Source organism: Zoogloea sp. (assembly GCF_028693495.1).
GTDB lineage: Bacteria > Pseudomonadota > Gammaproteobacteria > Burkholderiales > Rhodocyclaceae > Zoogloea.
The window spans coordinates 1-13,827 of sequence record NZ_JAQUVG010000093.1; the positions used below are offsets into that span (position 1 = coordinate 1).

A 13,827-nucleotide genomic window follows, 5' to 3' on the forward strand; every position below is an offset into this window, starting at 1 on the left:
TGTGCTGGGCGCCCGCCACCGCCATCCCGTAACCCGGCACGACGATGACCTTGCTGGCGTAGCGCATCAGGGCGGCAGCATCCATCGCCCCCACTTCCTTCTGCTCCCCCTCCACGGCCTCGCCACCACCGGCCGCCGCCATCGGCACGAACAGGATGTTGCTGATCGGCCGGTTCATGGCCTTGGCCATCAGTTGCGTAAGCAGCGTTCCGGCAGCACCAACCACGATGCCGGCGATGATCAGGGCCGGAATGCCCATCACAAAGCCTTCGAAGCCCACGGCCAGGCCGGTGAAGGCGTTGAACAGGGAGATCACTACCGGCATGTCTGCGCCGCCGATGGGCAGCGTGATGACGGTACCGAGAATCAGGGACATTGCAAAAAAGGCCACCACCAGGAGCGGACTCACCTCCGGGGCCATCACGATGGCCACGCCAAGGCCCACGGTCAGCAGTGCCAGCACGATGTTGACACCGTTCTGGGCCGGCAAGCGGAAAGCCTTCTTCATCACCCCCTGGAGCTTGGCCCAGGCCACCACCGAACCGGCAAAGGACACCGCACCAATCAGCGCACCCAGGGTGGCCAGCAGGGTCACCAGGGTGCCGTGCATCTCGCCCCGGGCAAACTCCACCGCCGCAATGGCCGCCGCTGCACCACCCCCCATACCGTTATAAATGGCCACCATCTGGGGCATGTCGGTCATCGCCACCTTCTTGCCGGAAATCCAGGCCAGGGCACCACCCAAACCGATGGCAATGATGATGAGGAGGAAATTACCCATGCCCGGGGTCAGGAAGGTCACCACCGTGGCCAGCACCATGCCGACACCGGCCCAGACAATACCCTTGCGGGCCGTCACCGGCGAGCTCATGCCTTTCAAACCGAGAATGAACAGGATCGCAGCCACAAAGTAGCTCGCTTCAATCAGCCACTTGAGCGCCATCAGTGCTTCTCCTTAGACTTGAACATGGCAAGCATCCGTTCCGTGACCACGTAGCCCCCGGCCGCATTGGCAGCCCCAAGCAGCACGGCAACAAAGCCAAGGACCTGTTCCAGCGGAGTCTCCGCCTGACCCAGGGCGATCATGCCACCCACCAGCACCACCCCATGCACGAAGTTCGATCCGGACATGAGCGGCGTGTGCAGGATCACCGGCACACGGGAAATCACCTCGTACCCGGTAAAGGCAGCGAGCATGAAGATATACAGCGCAAGCATTCCATCCATGGAAAGCCCTCCTTAAAGGCCAAGCGCGGCCTTGACGCCCGCATGGCGGATTTCGCCCGCGTGGGTCAGGCATGCGCCGGACAACACCTCATCTTCCCAATCCAGGGCGAGAGCCCCATCCTTGATGAAGGGAGAGATGAAATTGAACAGGTTCTTGGCGTACATCTCGGATGCATGGACGGGCATGCGGCTGGAGATGTGGATGGGACCGATGATCAACACTTCGCCGACCCAGGTCTTCTCGCCTGCCACCGTGCCGGCCACGTTGCCACCCGTCTCGGCGGCCATGTCCACCACCACCGAACCGGGTTTCATGCGCGCCACCATGTCGGCACTGACAATGACCGGCGCCTTGCGCCCAGGGATCGCCGCCGTGGTGATGAGGGCATCGCATTCGGCGATGGCCTTGCCCAGCTTGTCAGCCTGCTGGCGCTTCTCGTCGTCGGTCAGCTCGCGCGCATAGCCGCCGCTGCCGGCCGCCGATACGCCGGTATCCACAAACTTGGCGCCGAGGGATTCGATCTGCTCCTTGGTCTCCGGACGCACGTCATAGCCCGACACCATGGCGCCGAGGCGCTTGGCGGTGGCAATGGCCTGCAGTCCGGCCACACCGGCGCCGATCACCAGCACCTTGGCCGGGCGGATGGTACCGGCGGCATAGGTGAGCATCGGGAAGAATTTGGGACTGTGATCGGCGGCAATCAAGGCACATTCATAACCTGCCACTGCGGCCTGACTGGACAGCACGTCCATGCTCTGGGCACGACTGATACGTGGCAGCAGCTCCAAAGCGAAACAGGTGATCCGTTTTTGGAGCAACAGTTCAACCCGTTCCCGGCTCGACCAGGGCTGCTGAAACCCCACCAGAACGGAGTCCGGCTCAAGGCGGGCCAGAGCCTCCAGCCCAAGCGGCTGGACCTGCAGGAACAGGTCCGCTCCCGCAAGGACAGTATCCGGATCCGCCACAAGCTGCTCCGCTCCGTAATCTCCATCACGGTAGTAGGCCGACTCGCCGGCACCTGCCTGGAGCAGCAACGCTGCGCCAAGCCCTTGATATTTCCTGGCCACGTCCGGTACGAGCGCGACACGGCGCTCTCCGGGCAGGCTTTCTTTGGTCACACCGATGACCAGTGGCATGGAACCTCCTTATAGCTGGGTTTGGGAATTCTGTTATCGTCCCGAGAGAATTTCGACAACGACACAGAAGCGGGGGCTCATGCGCCTACGGCGCTGGAATGCACCCGAATGCTGCACGAAAACCGGACCTCTCGTCCGGGTATTGCAAAAATCATGGGAAAAAACAGCAAGAAACAGACCAAGGCCAGCAGAAAACTCGGACTTCCGGCAGGCGCCCTCGTACACGTGGGAGAAATCAAGACAGACCCACCCCGGATCTCCCTGATCGAATTCGATACCCAAGGCCTTCGGGAAACCCGTTTTGAATCGATTGAGGCCTCGCGCCAGCACCAGACGATCCACGAGAAGCTCTGGCTCAACGTTCATGGACTGCACGACCCGGCGGTGATGGCCGAAATCGGGCGTCGTTTCGGACTGCATCCGTTAATCCAGGAAGACATCCTGAATACCCAGCAACGGCCAAAAAGCGATGAGTTTGCGGACTACATCTACATTGCAGCCCGATGCTATGAAGCCGTTCAGGAAAACGGCCGGCTGGTTTCTGATCAGGTCAGCATCGTGCTCGGCCGCAATTTCCTGCTCACCTTCCAGGAACGTGCCACAGGAACTTTCGAAACCATCCGTGAGCGCCTGCGGGCGGACAGCAGCCCGCTGCGCACTCACGGGCTGGATTATCTGGCATACACCCTGCTGGACACCCTGGTGGACCGTTATTTCGTGGCCCTGGACCGGCTGGGAGAGATGGCGGAAGAGCTGGAAGAGCGCGCCCTCAACCAGCCCAGCACCCAGTTGCTCGGGGAAATCAACCGGGTCAAGCACGAGGCTGTGCTGCTGCGACGGGCCGTCTGGCCCCTGCGGGAAGTGCTGAACACCCTCACCCGCGCCGACGGCACCTTTTTCAGCGCCCATACCCGACTTTATTTACGGGACATATACGACCACACCGTGCATGTGCTGGAATCCCTGGAATCGGTAAGAGACCTGCTGGCAGACCTGCTGGACATCTATCTGTCCAGTGTCAGCAACCGCCTGAACGCCGAGGTCCGCATCCTCACGGTACTGACCACCCTGTTCATGCCTGCGACCCTGATCGCCGGGATCTTCGGGATGAACTTCAACGAAATGCCCTGGCTGCACCGGGAGGACGGGTTTGTTCTTGCGCTGGGCCTGATGGGCGGCGCAGCGACCGTGATGGCCGCTTCCTTCTGGCGCCGGAACTGGCTGAAGACCCGCTGAACACCTTTCAGGGCTTGGGACTGGCCGGCAGCTTGGGCACAAGCTCCACCAGCTTGACCACTGCCAGGGAAATGTTGTCACCGCTCCCTTTGGCTCTCTCCCTGGCCAGTTCGATGAGCTGCGCAGAGGCCTCCCGGGGAGAAAGCCGGGCCAGGGTATCACCCATTTCGGCCTCACCGATGTAACCCCACAAACCATCCGAACACAGGAGGAAGGCATCGCCCCCCACCAGGGGCGAGGCATGGCCGATATCCACCCGGGGCTCCTTCTCTGCACCGAGACAGGACAGCAGCACGTTACGGTTGGGATGACGCAGGGCGCCCTCCGCATCCAGGCGTCCCTTGCGCACGAGCTCTTCCACCAGGGAGTGGTCCACGCTGCGGGTCACAAGCTTCCCGTTACGGAAATGATAAAAGCGGGAATCTCCGCAATGCACCCAGTCCGCCCGGTCGGGCTGCAGCATGAAGACCACGGCGGTGCTGTGGGGATCCTGCTCACTGGTGAAGCGGGTCAGCTTGATGACGATATGGGCTTCATCGACGATGCTGCGCAGCAGATCCTGGGGGCTTTCGGAAGCAGGAGCAAAAGCCTCGAAATTCTGGCGGGCCTTATGAATGACCTGCTCGGCGGCCATCGCCCCTCCCGAATGCCCTCCCATGCCATCCGCCAGCACCGCCATCAGGGTACCCCTCCGGCTCGGATGCGCAAACACTGCCGCACGGTCCTGCTGCTCGGACCTGTCTCCCACATGCTTGGCCACACAGGCTTCAGCCTGATAGCGCTTTTTTGCCGTGGTGGTATCGGGAGCGGTAAGGGACGACAGCGAAGGGTTCATAAAGTAAGGAGGCTACAAACCAGAAATCCGGGACAGACCCAATCGATGATGGAAAGCACCCGGAAAACCCTGGCGTTAAAAACGGCAAGAGCCCATCAGTTACCAGGACTCCGGATCAAAAATACAGCCGGGCAAAATGCACGACAGTGGATGAATGCCATCCCTTGCTTTGTTACCAGTAGCCAACTCATGCTGTTCCAGTTTAAACCTTTCCCAGGATCAAGGATGATTGCGCCCTGGACTATCGGAAAAGATTCGTGACTTTTTCATCAACGCACCCTAAAAAATGCTGTACGGGTACGCAGAAAATCCGCTTCTCTGGAGAGCCAGCCAGGCAACAGCCCCCGCTCATCAGCGCTAGCCCGACGCAACCGGGAGCATCCAGGCCAGGGAATCCTCGCTGCGCCCGGACGGGGCATACTCGCACCCCACCCAGCCTTGATAGTTGATCGCGTCCAGATGACTCAGCAGGAAGGGAAAATTGATCTCGCCGGTACCCGGCTCGTGGCGGCCTGGGTTATCCGCCAGCTGAACATGGCCGATCCGGGGCAGATGCTTTGCAAGGCTCAGGGCCAGATCACCCTCCATCACCTGCGCATGGAAGATATCGTACTGGAGGAACAGGTTGGGTCGATTGGCCTCGTCGAGAAGAGCCAGGGCAGGTAGTGTCCGGTCCACAAAAAAGCGGGGGGTATCACGGCTGTTGAGAGGCTCCAGCAGCACATCCCGGCCGGACATGGCCAGACGATCGGCAGCAAGGCGCAGATTCCCGACCAGCGTCCGATGGAGCAGATGCTCCTCCATGCCCTCAGGCCGCAGCCCTGCCAGGCAGTTGATCCGCGGGCACTCCAGAGCCTCGGCGTAGGCCGCAGCCTTCTCCACTCCAGCCTGAAACTCAGCGACCCGCTCCGGCAGGCAGGCAATGCCCCGCTCCCCCTCCGCCCAGTTGCCCGCCGGAAAATTGAACAGCACCACCGCCACACCGGCACGACGCGCCGCGTCCGCAATCTCATCCGCCGGGAAGTCGTAGGGAAAATGAAACTCCACCCCCCGGAAACCGCAGGCAGCCGCTGCAGCAAAACGCTCCAGAAAGGGGTGCTCCAGGAAAAGGAAAGACAGATTGGCAGAAAAGCGCGGCATGACAGGCCTCATCACCCATGAATATTGAAGTGGATCTTAACGCCGGATACCGCTAAAGGGCAGATCAGGCTCCCAAAGCGGGGGCTCCGATGGGGTATCATGCATCCCTTGACTAAAAGACAAACTGCCCCAGCAATGATCCGCAAACTGCTGCGCCGCGTCTTTCGCCGCGCTGCGCCCGTCAGTGTTCTACCCGAACCCGCCCTCATCCCGGTCGACCGCCACGGAGTACGCCGGGAGCAGGTTTCTCCCGCCGCAAACAAGGTCTGTACCGTACTGCAGGAAGCCGGTCACAAGGCCTATGTGGTGGGCGGAGCCGTCCGCGACATCATCGTCGGCCAGGTCCCCAAGGATTTTGATGTGGCCACCAGCGCCACACCCGAGGAAGTCCGGGCCCTGTTCCGGCGCTCCCGGATCATCGGACGACGCTTCAAGATCGTCCATGTGATGAGCGGCCCCGAAACCATCGAGGTGTCCACCTTCCGGGCCATGCAGGAGGCCGAAGCCACCGAGACGGACGAGCACGGCCGCGTGCTGCGCGACAATGTGTTCGGCTCCATGGCCGAGGATGCCACCCGACGCGACTTCACCGTCAATGCGCTGTATTACAACCCCACTGACGAAACCGTCATCGACTACCACCACGGCGTGGCAGACCTCCAGCAGCGCACCCTGCGGATGATCGGTGATCCCCGCGTGCGCTACAGGGAAGACCCGGTACGCATGCTGCGCGCCGCACGTCTGGGGGCCAAGCTGGGCCTCTCCATCGACCCGGCTGCCCGGGCACCGATCCGCGAAATGGCGGACCTGCTCGAAAACGTGCCCCCGGCCCGCCTCTTCGACGAGATGCTGAAGCTGCTGATGTCCGGCCATGCGGTCAAGTGCCTCAAGCAATTGCGCGAAGAGGGCCTGCATCATGGCCTGCTCCCGCTTCTTGACGTCATTCTCGAACAACCCCTGGGCGAACGCTTCGTCTGGTTGTCCCTCGAGAACACCGATCAACGGGTGCGCCAGGGCAAGCCCATTTCCCCGGGATTCCTGTTTGCCACCTTGCTGTGGCATGAGGTTCTGGCCGATTGGGAAGCCCGCAAGGCCAACGGGGAGCATTCCCAGCCAGCCCTCTTTGACGCCATGGACGCGGTTCTGGCGCGGCAATCCGGCAAGCTGGCAATCACCCGCCGCATCGCCGGGGACATCAAGGAAATCTGGGCCCTCCAGCCCCGCTTCGAAAAACGTGCCGGCAAGGCCCCCTACCGGTTGCTGGAGCAAGCCCGCTATCGGGCCGGCTGGGATTTCCTGCGCCTGCGGGCCCAGTCCGGCGAACTTCCGATGGAACTGCCCGACTGGTGGGAAAACTTCGCGGACGCCAATCCGGATATCCGGCAGGGCATGCTGGTCCCCGAAAAGACGGATGCGCCCCGCAAGCGACGGCGGCGTCGCAAACCTGCCGGCGCCCCCGCAGCACCGGGCAGCGAATGAGTTTCGAGCAGCAGACCCGGGCCTATGTGGCCCTGGGGGCCAACCTGGGTGAGCCGGTGGAGCATCTTCGGGCTGCGGTGGACGCCATTGATCGCTTGCCTACGGCCCGTGTCGTGATGCGCTCGTCCCTCTACCGCAGCGCACCGGTCGGCTGCCCCCCCGGTCAGCCCGACTATGTCAATGCAGTGGTGGCCGTGGACACCGCTCTCGCCCCCCTTGCCCTGCTGCGCGCGCTGCTGACAATCGAAGCGGAGCACGGACGGATCCGCAGTACCCAGAATGCCCCCCGGACCCTGGACCTGGACCTGCTCCTGCACGGAGATCTTGTCCTGACCTCCCACGAACTGACCCTTCCCCATCCACGGATGCATGAACGGGCCTTTGTGCTGTACCCCCTACTTGAAATCGCACCTGACATCGTCCTGCCCGGCCTCGGCCAGGCAGGCGCCTACCTTTCCGGCGTGACCGACCAGGCTATCCAGCGCAGCGAACTCCTGTAATGCCCATCTGGCTCCAGACCGCACTACTGCTGGCCGCCTCCAACGTGTTCATGACCTTTGCCTGGTATGGACACCTGAAGAACCTGGCCACCTCGCCTTGGTACATTGCAGCCCTGATCAGCTGGGGGATTGCCCTGTTCGAGTACCTGCTCCAGGTACCCGCCAACCGGATCGGCGCTCAGGAGCTCAATCTGGCGCAGCTCAAGATCATGCAGGAAGCGATCACCCTGGCGGTGTTCGTTCCCTTTGCAATCCTCTATATGCAACAACCCCTCAAGCTTGACTATCTATGGGCGGCCCTGTGTATCCTTGGCGCTGTCTACTTCATCTTCCGAGCCTGAAAGGCCCAGAAAGACCATGCTCGAAAAAGCGCGCTACATCGTCGTGGAAGGCCCCATCGGCGCCGGCAAGACCACCCTCGCCCGGCGTCTTGCCGAACGCCTGCATGCCGAAGCGATGCTGGAAAGCCCTGCAGACAACCCCTTCCTGGGACGCTTCTACCAGAACATGGAACGCTGGGGACTCCCCGCGCAGCTGGCATTCCTGTTCCAGCGGAGCGAAAAGCTGGCCGCCTTTGCTGCTCACCACGACCCCCATCGAAAGGTTGTCTCGGATTTCCTGATGGACAAGGATCACCTGTTTGCCGAGCTGACTCTTGCCGACGACGAGCTCCGGTTGTACCGCCAGATTTACGAGCACCTCAAGCCCCATCAGGTCCTGCAGCCAGACCTGGTGATCTACCTGCAGGCTCAGCCCGAGATCCTGATTGAGCGGGTCCGTCGCCGCGGAGTGGAAGCGGAGCGCAAGATGAGCGAGCTCTACCTGCAACGGGTTGCCCAGCGCTATGCCAGCTTTTTCCATCACTACGATGCGGCCCCCCTGTTCATCGTCAATGCCGAGTCCCTCAACCCCGTTGAAAAGGACGATGACTTCGAGCTGCTTTTTTCCCGGTTGCTCTCCATGCGCAGCTATCGGGAGTTCTTCGGTTACGCGGGCTGAGGTCCTTCACCCCTTCTGCACGTGCTCCAGCCAGCAGGGCAGCACATCCCGCCACCCACCCTGCCGCCATCAACGCCCTCTTGTGCCCTGCACTGCAATGGGTTTAACTGCCGCCGCAAGGAGGAACAGCCATGAGCTACTTACAAGACAACAACAAGCCCGTCACCCTTTTTGAGCTCGGCAAGATGCGTGCCGAGGGCCGCAAGATCGTCATGCTGACCGGCTACGATGCCAGCTTTGCGTCCCTGCTGGAGCGTAATGGCGTGGATGTGGTGCTGGTTGGAGACTCCCTGGGTAACGTACTGCAAGGCCAGAAGACCACCCTGCCAGTCACCCTGGAGCACATGACCTACCACACCGAATGTGTAGCCCGGGGCTGCAGCAGGCCGCTGATCGTCACCGACATGCCCTTCGGCAGTTATGCCGAGAGCCCGTCCCAGGCCATGCGTAACGCCGCCAGGCTGATGGCGGCCGGCGCGCATATGGTCAAGCTGGAGGGTGGCGCCTTCATGGCCGAGACGGTGCGCTTCTTGGTGGAACGGGGTGTCCCCGTGTGCGCCCACATCGGGCTGACCCCCCAGGCCGTGCATCAGCTCGGCGGCTATAGGGTCCAGGGTCGCAGCGACGAAGGGGCTGCCACCCTCAAAGCTGATGCCAGAGCCCTTGAACAAGCGGGTGCAGCCCTGATCGTGATGGAAATGGTGCCCTCCCGCCTTGCCGAAGATGTCACCGCTGCCACCACGTCCATGGCCACCATCGGTATCGGAGCCGGCACCGGATGCCACGGTCAGGTGCTGGTCCTCCACGACCTGATCGGGGTCTTTCCCGGAAAGCGCCCTCGCTTTGCCAAGAACTTCATGGAAGGTGCCAGCAGCCTCGACGAAGCCGTTGCCCGCTACGTCACCGATGTCAAGGAAGGCCGTTTCCCCGGCCCCGAACACAGTTATTGAGATCCAAGCCATGCAGATCCACCCTACCATCACCACCCTGCGCAAGGCCCTGGCCAACGTTGGCCGGATCGCCTTTGTTCCGACCATGGGCAATCTTCACGACGGCCACCTTGCCCTGATGCACCAGGCACGCCAGCATGCCGACGTGGTCGTTGCCAGCATCTTCGTCAATCGCCTGCAGTTTGGTCCGAAGGAAGACTTCGACAAATATCCCCGCACCTTTGACAACGACTGCGCGCGCCTGCGTGAAGCGGCTGTCGACTTCCTGTTCGCACCGGACGAGCAGGAAATGTATCCAGCACCCCAACGCTACGTGCTCGAACCGGACAGCGCCCATACCCGCATCCTGGAAGGCGCCGTTCGCCCCGGCCACTTTGCCGGCATGGCCACCGTGGTGCTCAAGCTGTTCAATATTGTTCAGCCGGATGTGGCGGTATTTGGCAAGAAGGACTATCAGCAGCTGATGATCCTGAGCAACATGGTGCGCGAACTGGCGCTGCCCATCGAGATCGTTCCTGGCGAAACCACCCGCGCCGATGACGGCCTGGCCCTGTCTTCCCGCAACGGCTACCTGAGCCTGGAAGAGCGGGCCGAAGCGCCCCGTCTCCACCGCCAGCTGCTGCGCATCCGTGAACATATCCTGGCAGGAGAGCAGGATCATCTGCACCTGGAGACCGAAGCCATGGCGGATCTGGCTGCTCACGGATGGCAACCCGACTACATTACCGTCCGGCGTCGCTCCGACCTGCAGACGCCCGCAGCCGGGGACTCCCTGGTGGTCCTGGGGGCCGCGCGACTTGGACAGACACGCCTGATTGACAATCTGGAGATCTGAAGCCTTTTCTGAACCACGCCATAGCCTCGAGCACACCGCTCGGAACCCTGCCAGCGCAGCGCTGGGGCACGTTATGGCTCTCGAAGCTGAGCGGTCAAGCTCCCCGGGGAGACAGCTCCAACATATTCTGTTGGCACTCTCGCAAGATCATCTTTGATCGTAGTAAGTGAATATTCAAAACAAGGATCTGTCATGAAAGACAAGAAAGGCAAGGTGATGACCATGGATATCGGTATTTCGGAAGCAGACCGCCGGAAAATCGCCAAAGGACTGTCGGAGCTCCTGGCCGACAGCTACACGCTGTACCTGATGACGCACAATTTTCACTGGAACGTGACTGGCCCCCAGTTCAACAGCCTGCACACCATGTTCATGACGCAGTACACCGAACAGTGGAACGCCCTGGATATCATCGCGGAGCGTATCCGTGCTTTGGGCTTTCCGGCACCTGGCACTTACAAGGAGTTCGTCAAGCTCGCATCCATCCAGGAAGTGGAAGGCGTTCCCAAGGCAACGGACATGATCCGTCATCTCGTTGCGGCTCAGGAAGCGACTGCCCGGACCGCCCGGAAACTCTTCCCCGTTGTGGACGAGGCCAACGACCAGCCCACCGCAGACGTCCTGACCCAGCGTATCGACATCCATGAAAAAACCGCATGGATGCTGCGTAGTCTCCTCGAGGAGTAAGCGCTTGGGCAGGTAGGACACCATGCGTGGGATGACCCAATCCTGGATCTCCACCAAGCTTGCCTGAGCCCCTGCCCAGTACCCATGGAAAGCCCTCGCTCAAAAACAGCGCAAGGCCTTCCTCTCGGACCCTGCCTTACCGCGAAAAGCACCACCCAAAACCCCATCACTTTGCACCTGGGCTTCAGCAGCGCCTGAGCCATCGCGCTCCGACCGGGTTCGGAGCTGTCCCGCTGACAGGCGCCCGGATGGAATCTTCTAGCGGCACTGGCATCCTTGCCTGGCGCCCTGCCCGGCCATGACCTGCTGGCCGACATGCAGCCTTGATCCCGCACCCACACACCACTTCGGGAGCCACCGTCCCCCTCTTCACGCTCAGGCCGACCGAGATCAACGGGATCAGCTACCGCGGCGGATCCCCCGCATGGTCACCACTTTGGCCACTCGCCTCAATCACTCAACCAAGGATTTCATCATGCCGTCCCTCCGACACTACTTGTCCAGCCTTACCCTTGGCTTGAGCCTGTCCCTCAGTGCCCTGGCCGCGCCCTTGGGCATAGGCAGTCCTGCTCCTTCCCTGACACTGGAAGACCAGAATGGAAGATCCGTCAGCGTGCTCCAGAGCACCCAGATTCTGATCTTTGCTGCAGACAAGGCAGCGAGTGATCTGGCCAACGAGGTCTTGGGCAACGAGAAGGACGGGGTCCTGAACCGTCTCAACGCAGTCTATCTTGCAGATATCAGCAGCATGCCTGCACTGGTGACGAAGATGTTCGCCCTGCCTGCCATGCGCGGCTTGCCGTTCCCGATTGGCCTGGCTAAAGAAGCCAGCGTGCTGGCAGAGCTGCCCCGCCAAAAGAGTGCCGTCACCGTCATCCGCATGGCCAACGGCAAGATAGAGGGCGTGGATCATGCAAAGGATATGTCCCAACTCAAGCAAATGCTCGGCTTGCACTGATCACCAAAACCTTCCAGCGCCTGTCCTGAACCATGCCATAGCCTTAAGATTCGCGGTCTATGGCAGACCGCAAACCCTACCCGACTGATGTCAGCGACGAAGAATGGGCCTTCGTCGCGCCTTGCCTGATTCTGTTTCCGCTTGATGCCGGCCAGCGCCGGCACGATCTACGCGAATTGTTCAAGCAGATCACCCCGACGATGATCGACGTGTTGAAACGACTTGCCTGACATGGGGTAGACTGAAAAAACGGAACGGATACCCCGCAGAGCCTGTTCGCCTGAATTTCGTGAACAGACGGTGAAGTTGCTGCCGCATCGCTGGCCTATCTGGGTGACCTGCGGGCCTAAAATGCCGCCCTCCCGAAAATACGGCCCGCCAAGCGTTTTGTTGCCCACGAAGCCACGCACTCTTGTCCCGTAGGCCAATCGAAGAACGTAACGGGGGAATAACGGGGTCTGCAGGCCTTTCGCCCGGGCACCTGACAGACCGCCCAGAGCGCCGTTAAGGTTGCCCTGCGTCACTGCTGCAGTTTCAGCAGCAGAGTCAGCTGCATCATCGGTGCTGCGCCTTGAGCTTATCCGGCACCGACACCCCCTGGTTTTAAGATAGCCTTCATATTTGCCATACTTTTAGCGCCTCCCTCACCTAGCTGCAGTCATGCGCATCAAACCCATCTCCACCGCGCTCCACCTGGCCCTGACGGCCGCCCTAATCTTTGGCTCGGGCCTCAAGGCGCCGTGGCTCATGCTCGGCTTGCTGGTTGCCGCCGGCCTGACCCTGATGCTTGTCATCGCCGGGGTTTTTCTGCGCAACTAGGCTCCATCTTCCACGCCCGTGCGATCCTGCCAGGGGTTCGCGTCAACAAAAAAAGTCCACTCGAAAGCCTTGGAGCGTCCCTCTTCGTTCGGTAGCTGACGAATGAGCCCTTGCCTGTCAAAGTGACCGAAGCGCGTGAGCACATCCTCCAGATACGCGAAGGGCTCATGCCCGTTGAGGCGAGCGGACTGGAAGAGTTCTATCCGGACAGTGCAGCGGCAGGCTCGGAATCTTGCCCGGGCACCGCATCGGCGGACATCCCATTCAATCCTTTGCGGAACAGCCTGGATCGCCGCTTGAATGAAGGGCCGCGTTCCGCCCCGCGTCCAATGAGCAACAACTGACCGTTGCGCCTGCCAAGCAGAGCTCAGCTTACCGACGGGTCGCCGGGCTTGCTTGGGGGGCTATGGGACGGACTGGCCGCGGACGACTCCTCGCGCGGGGCGTCACTCACCAGCCTGCCATTGAGCGAGTACCAGTTCGGGATGCCCAGTTGGCGGTTACATTGCTGGGTTTCACGCACCGCCAGGTTCCCAATCCGGATCAACTCGGCCGACCAGTGTTCATGCGGCGCTGTCTTCAGCATCACCCTGCTGCAGAAAAGATTGAAAGGTCGTCCACAGTTGGTCGTCGTAGACCGGCCAGTTATCCTGCTCGGCTTGGACAACCACTGAAAACGACTCCCCACCATTGAATACTATCAGGCATCGCTCCGCCTGTTGGCGGTACTCCCGCCAGAACACGGGGAAGACCCGGAGGAAACGGCGACGCACATCTTGTTCGGGCACATCATGCCCGCCTTGCGCCACCCGCTCGGCAATCCGGCGCAAACATAACTCCGGAGAGTCCAGAAACACCAGCACAACCGTCAGCTCATAGCCGGCCGAGCGGGCGCAGGCCAGACTGCGCGCCAAACTGGCCCCCACCAGCGTCGACTCGAATCGGCGGCCACCGACGAAATTTTTTTGTTGCCGTTGAGCTTATGAGCTGCGGGAGTGGTCAGTTCAGCGAAACGAAGTGACATG

General features: G+C 61.3%; 17 protein-coding genes and 1 pseudogene. 11 read left to right on the forward strand and 7 right to left on the reverse strand.

What is annotated here, in order from left to right:
- The 3 genes from PHD22_RS13665 to PHD22_RS13675 form a co-directional block, all read right to left on the reverse strand.
- A partial coding sequence (locus tag PHD22_RS13665; protein ID WP_299867896.1) for an NAD(P)(+) transhydrogenase (Re/Si-specific) subunit beta occupies positions 1-943 on the reverse strand: 943 nt, incomplete at its 3' end.
- Positions 943-1,227 carry an NAD(P) transhydrogenase subunit alpha gene (locus PHD22_RS13670; protein ID WP_299867898.1) on the reverse strand — a complete coding sequence of 95 codons (285 nt, stop codon included), beginning with the start codon at positions 1,225-1,227 and terminating at the stop codon, positions 943-945. The genes PHD22_RS13665 and PHD22_RS13670, both read right to left, overlap by 1 nt.
- 12 nt (positions 1,228-1,239) lie before the next feature.
- Positions 1,240-2,364, reverse strand: coding sequence for an NAD(P) transhydrogenase subunit alpha (locus PHD22_RS13675; protein WP_299867900.1), 1,125 nt, complete (start codon positions 2,362-2,364; stop codon positions 1,240-1,242).
- 153 nt (positions 2,365-2,517) lie between these two features.
- Between PHD22_RS13675 and corA the strand changes: the two genes are divergently transcribed.
- Positions 2,518-3,600, forward strand: coding sequence for a magnesium/cobalt transporter CorA (corA, locus tag PHD22_RS13680; RefSeq protein ID WP_299867902.1), 1,083 nt, complete (start codon positions 2,518-2,520; stop codon positions 3,598-3,600).
- A 7-nt stretch (positions 3,601-3,607) separates the two neighbouring features.
- On the opposite strand, the gene PHD22_RS13685 is transcribed toward corA, so the two are convergent.
- Positions 3,608-4,435 carry a protein phosphatase 2C domain-containing protein gene (locus tag PHD22_RS13685; protein ID WP_299867904.1) on the reverse strand — a complete coding sequence of 276 codons (828 nt, stop codon included), beginning with the start codon at positions 4,433-4,435 and terminating at the stop codon, positions 3,608-3,610.
- A 357-nt stretch (positions 4,436-4,792) separates the two neighbouring features.
- Positions 4,793-5,575, reverse strand: a complete 783-nt coding sequence (hyi, locus tag PHD22_RS13690; RefSeq protein WP_299867906.1) for a hydroxypyruvate isomerase — start codon at positions 5,573-5,575, stop codon at positions 4,793-4,795.
- Positions 5,576-5,710: 135 nt separating this feature from the next.
- On the opposite strand from hyi, the gene pcnB reads away from it, so the two are divergent.
- The 10 genes and pseudogenes from pcnB (at position 5,711) to PHD22_RS13740 (ending at position 12,802) form a co-directional block, all read left to right on the forward strand.
- Positions 5,711-7,054: a polynucleotide adenylyltransferase PcnB gene (gene pcnB / locus PHD22_RS13695; protein WP_299867908.1), complete on the forward strand. Its 1,344-nt coding sequence runs from the start codon at positions 5,711-5,713 to the stop codon at positions 7,052-7,054.
- Positions 7,051-7,554 (forward strand): 2-amino-4-hydroxy-6-hydroxymethyldihydropteridine diphosphokinase, encoded by a 504-nt coding sequence (gene folK, locus PHD22_RS13700; protein ID WP_299867910.1) that lies wholly within the window; start codon positions 7,051-7,053, stop codon positions 7,552-7,554. Before pcnB ends, folK begins: the two co-directional genes overlap by 4 nt.
- On the forward strand, positions 7,554-7,895 hold the full coding sequence (locus PHD22_RS13705) for a DMT family protein (RefSeq protein ID WP_299867912.1): 342 nt from the start codon (positions 7,554-7,556) through the stop codon (positions 7,893-7,895). The genes folK and PHD22_RS13705 overlap by 1 nt, the downstream gene beginning before the upstream one ends.
- A 16-nt stretch (positions 7,896-7,911) precedes the next feature.
- The gene (locus PHD22_RS13710) at positions 7,912-8,553 is read left to right on the forward strand and encodes a deoxynucleoside kinase (protein WP_299867913.1); all 642 of its coding nucleotides are present in this window, start codon (positions 7,912-7,914) and stop codon (positions 8,551-8,553) included.
- Positions 8,554-8,684: 131 nt separating this feature from the next.
- The gene (panB, locus tag PHD22_RS13715) at positions 8,685-9,503 is read left to right on the forward strand and encodes a 3-methyl-2-oxobutanoate hydroxymethyltransferase (protein ID WP_299867915.1); all 819 of its coding nucleotides are present in this window, start codon (positions 8,685-8,687) and stop codon (positions 9,501-9,503) included.
- 10 nt (positions 9,504-9,513) lie between these two features.
- Positions 9,514-10,338: a pantoate--beta-alanine ligase gene (panC, locus tag PHD22_RS13720; protein WP_299867918.1), complete on the forward strand. Its 825-nt coding sequence runs from the start codon at positions 9,514-9,516 to the stop codon at positions 10,336-10,338.
- Between the two features lie 192 nt (positions 10,339-10,530).
- Complete coding sequence (locus PHD22_RS13725) at positions 10,531-11,025, forward strand: Dps family protein (RefSeq protein ID WP_299867921.1); 495 nt, start codon at positions 10,531-10,533, stop codon at positions 11,023-11,025.
- 475 nt (positions 11,026-11,500) lie between these two features.
- Entirely contained in the window at positions 11,501-11,983 is a 483-nt protein-coding gene (locus tag PHD22_RS13730; RefSeq protein ID WP_299867924.1) for a hypothetical protein, read from the forward strand.
- 59 nt (positions 11,984-12,042) lie between these two features.
- Positions 12,043-12,165, forward strand: a pseudogene (locus tag PHD22_RS13735) (IS5/IS1182 family transposase); the annotation flags it as partial.
- A gap of 478 nt (positions 12,166-12,643) precedes the next feature.
- Positions 12,644-12,802, forward strand: a complete 159-nt coding sequence (locus PHD22_RS13740; RefSeq protein WP_299867927.1) for a hypothetical protein — start codon at positions 12,644-12,646, stop codon at positions 12,800-12,802.
- Here PHD22_RS13740 and PHD22_RS16935 read toward each other — a convergent pair.
- Positions 12,799-13,173, reverse strand: coding sequence for a transposase domain-containing protein (locus PHD22_RS16935; protein ID WP_366520737.1), 375 nt, complete (start codon positions 13,171-13,173; stop codon positions 12,799-12,801). The genes PHD22_RS13740 and PHD22_RS16935 overlap by 4 nt on opposite strands.
- Before the next feature lie 192 nt (positions 13,174-13,365).
- Positions 13,366-13,716: a hypothetical protein gene (locus PHD22_RS13745; protein WP_299867930.1), complete on the reverse strand. Its 351-nt coding sequence runs from the start codon at positions 13,714-13,716 to the stop codon at positions 13,366-13,368.
- Positions 13,717-13,827 lie beyond the last annotated feature (111 nt).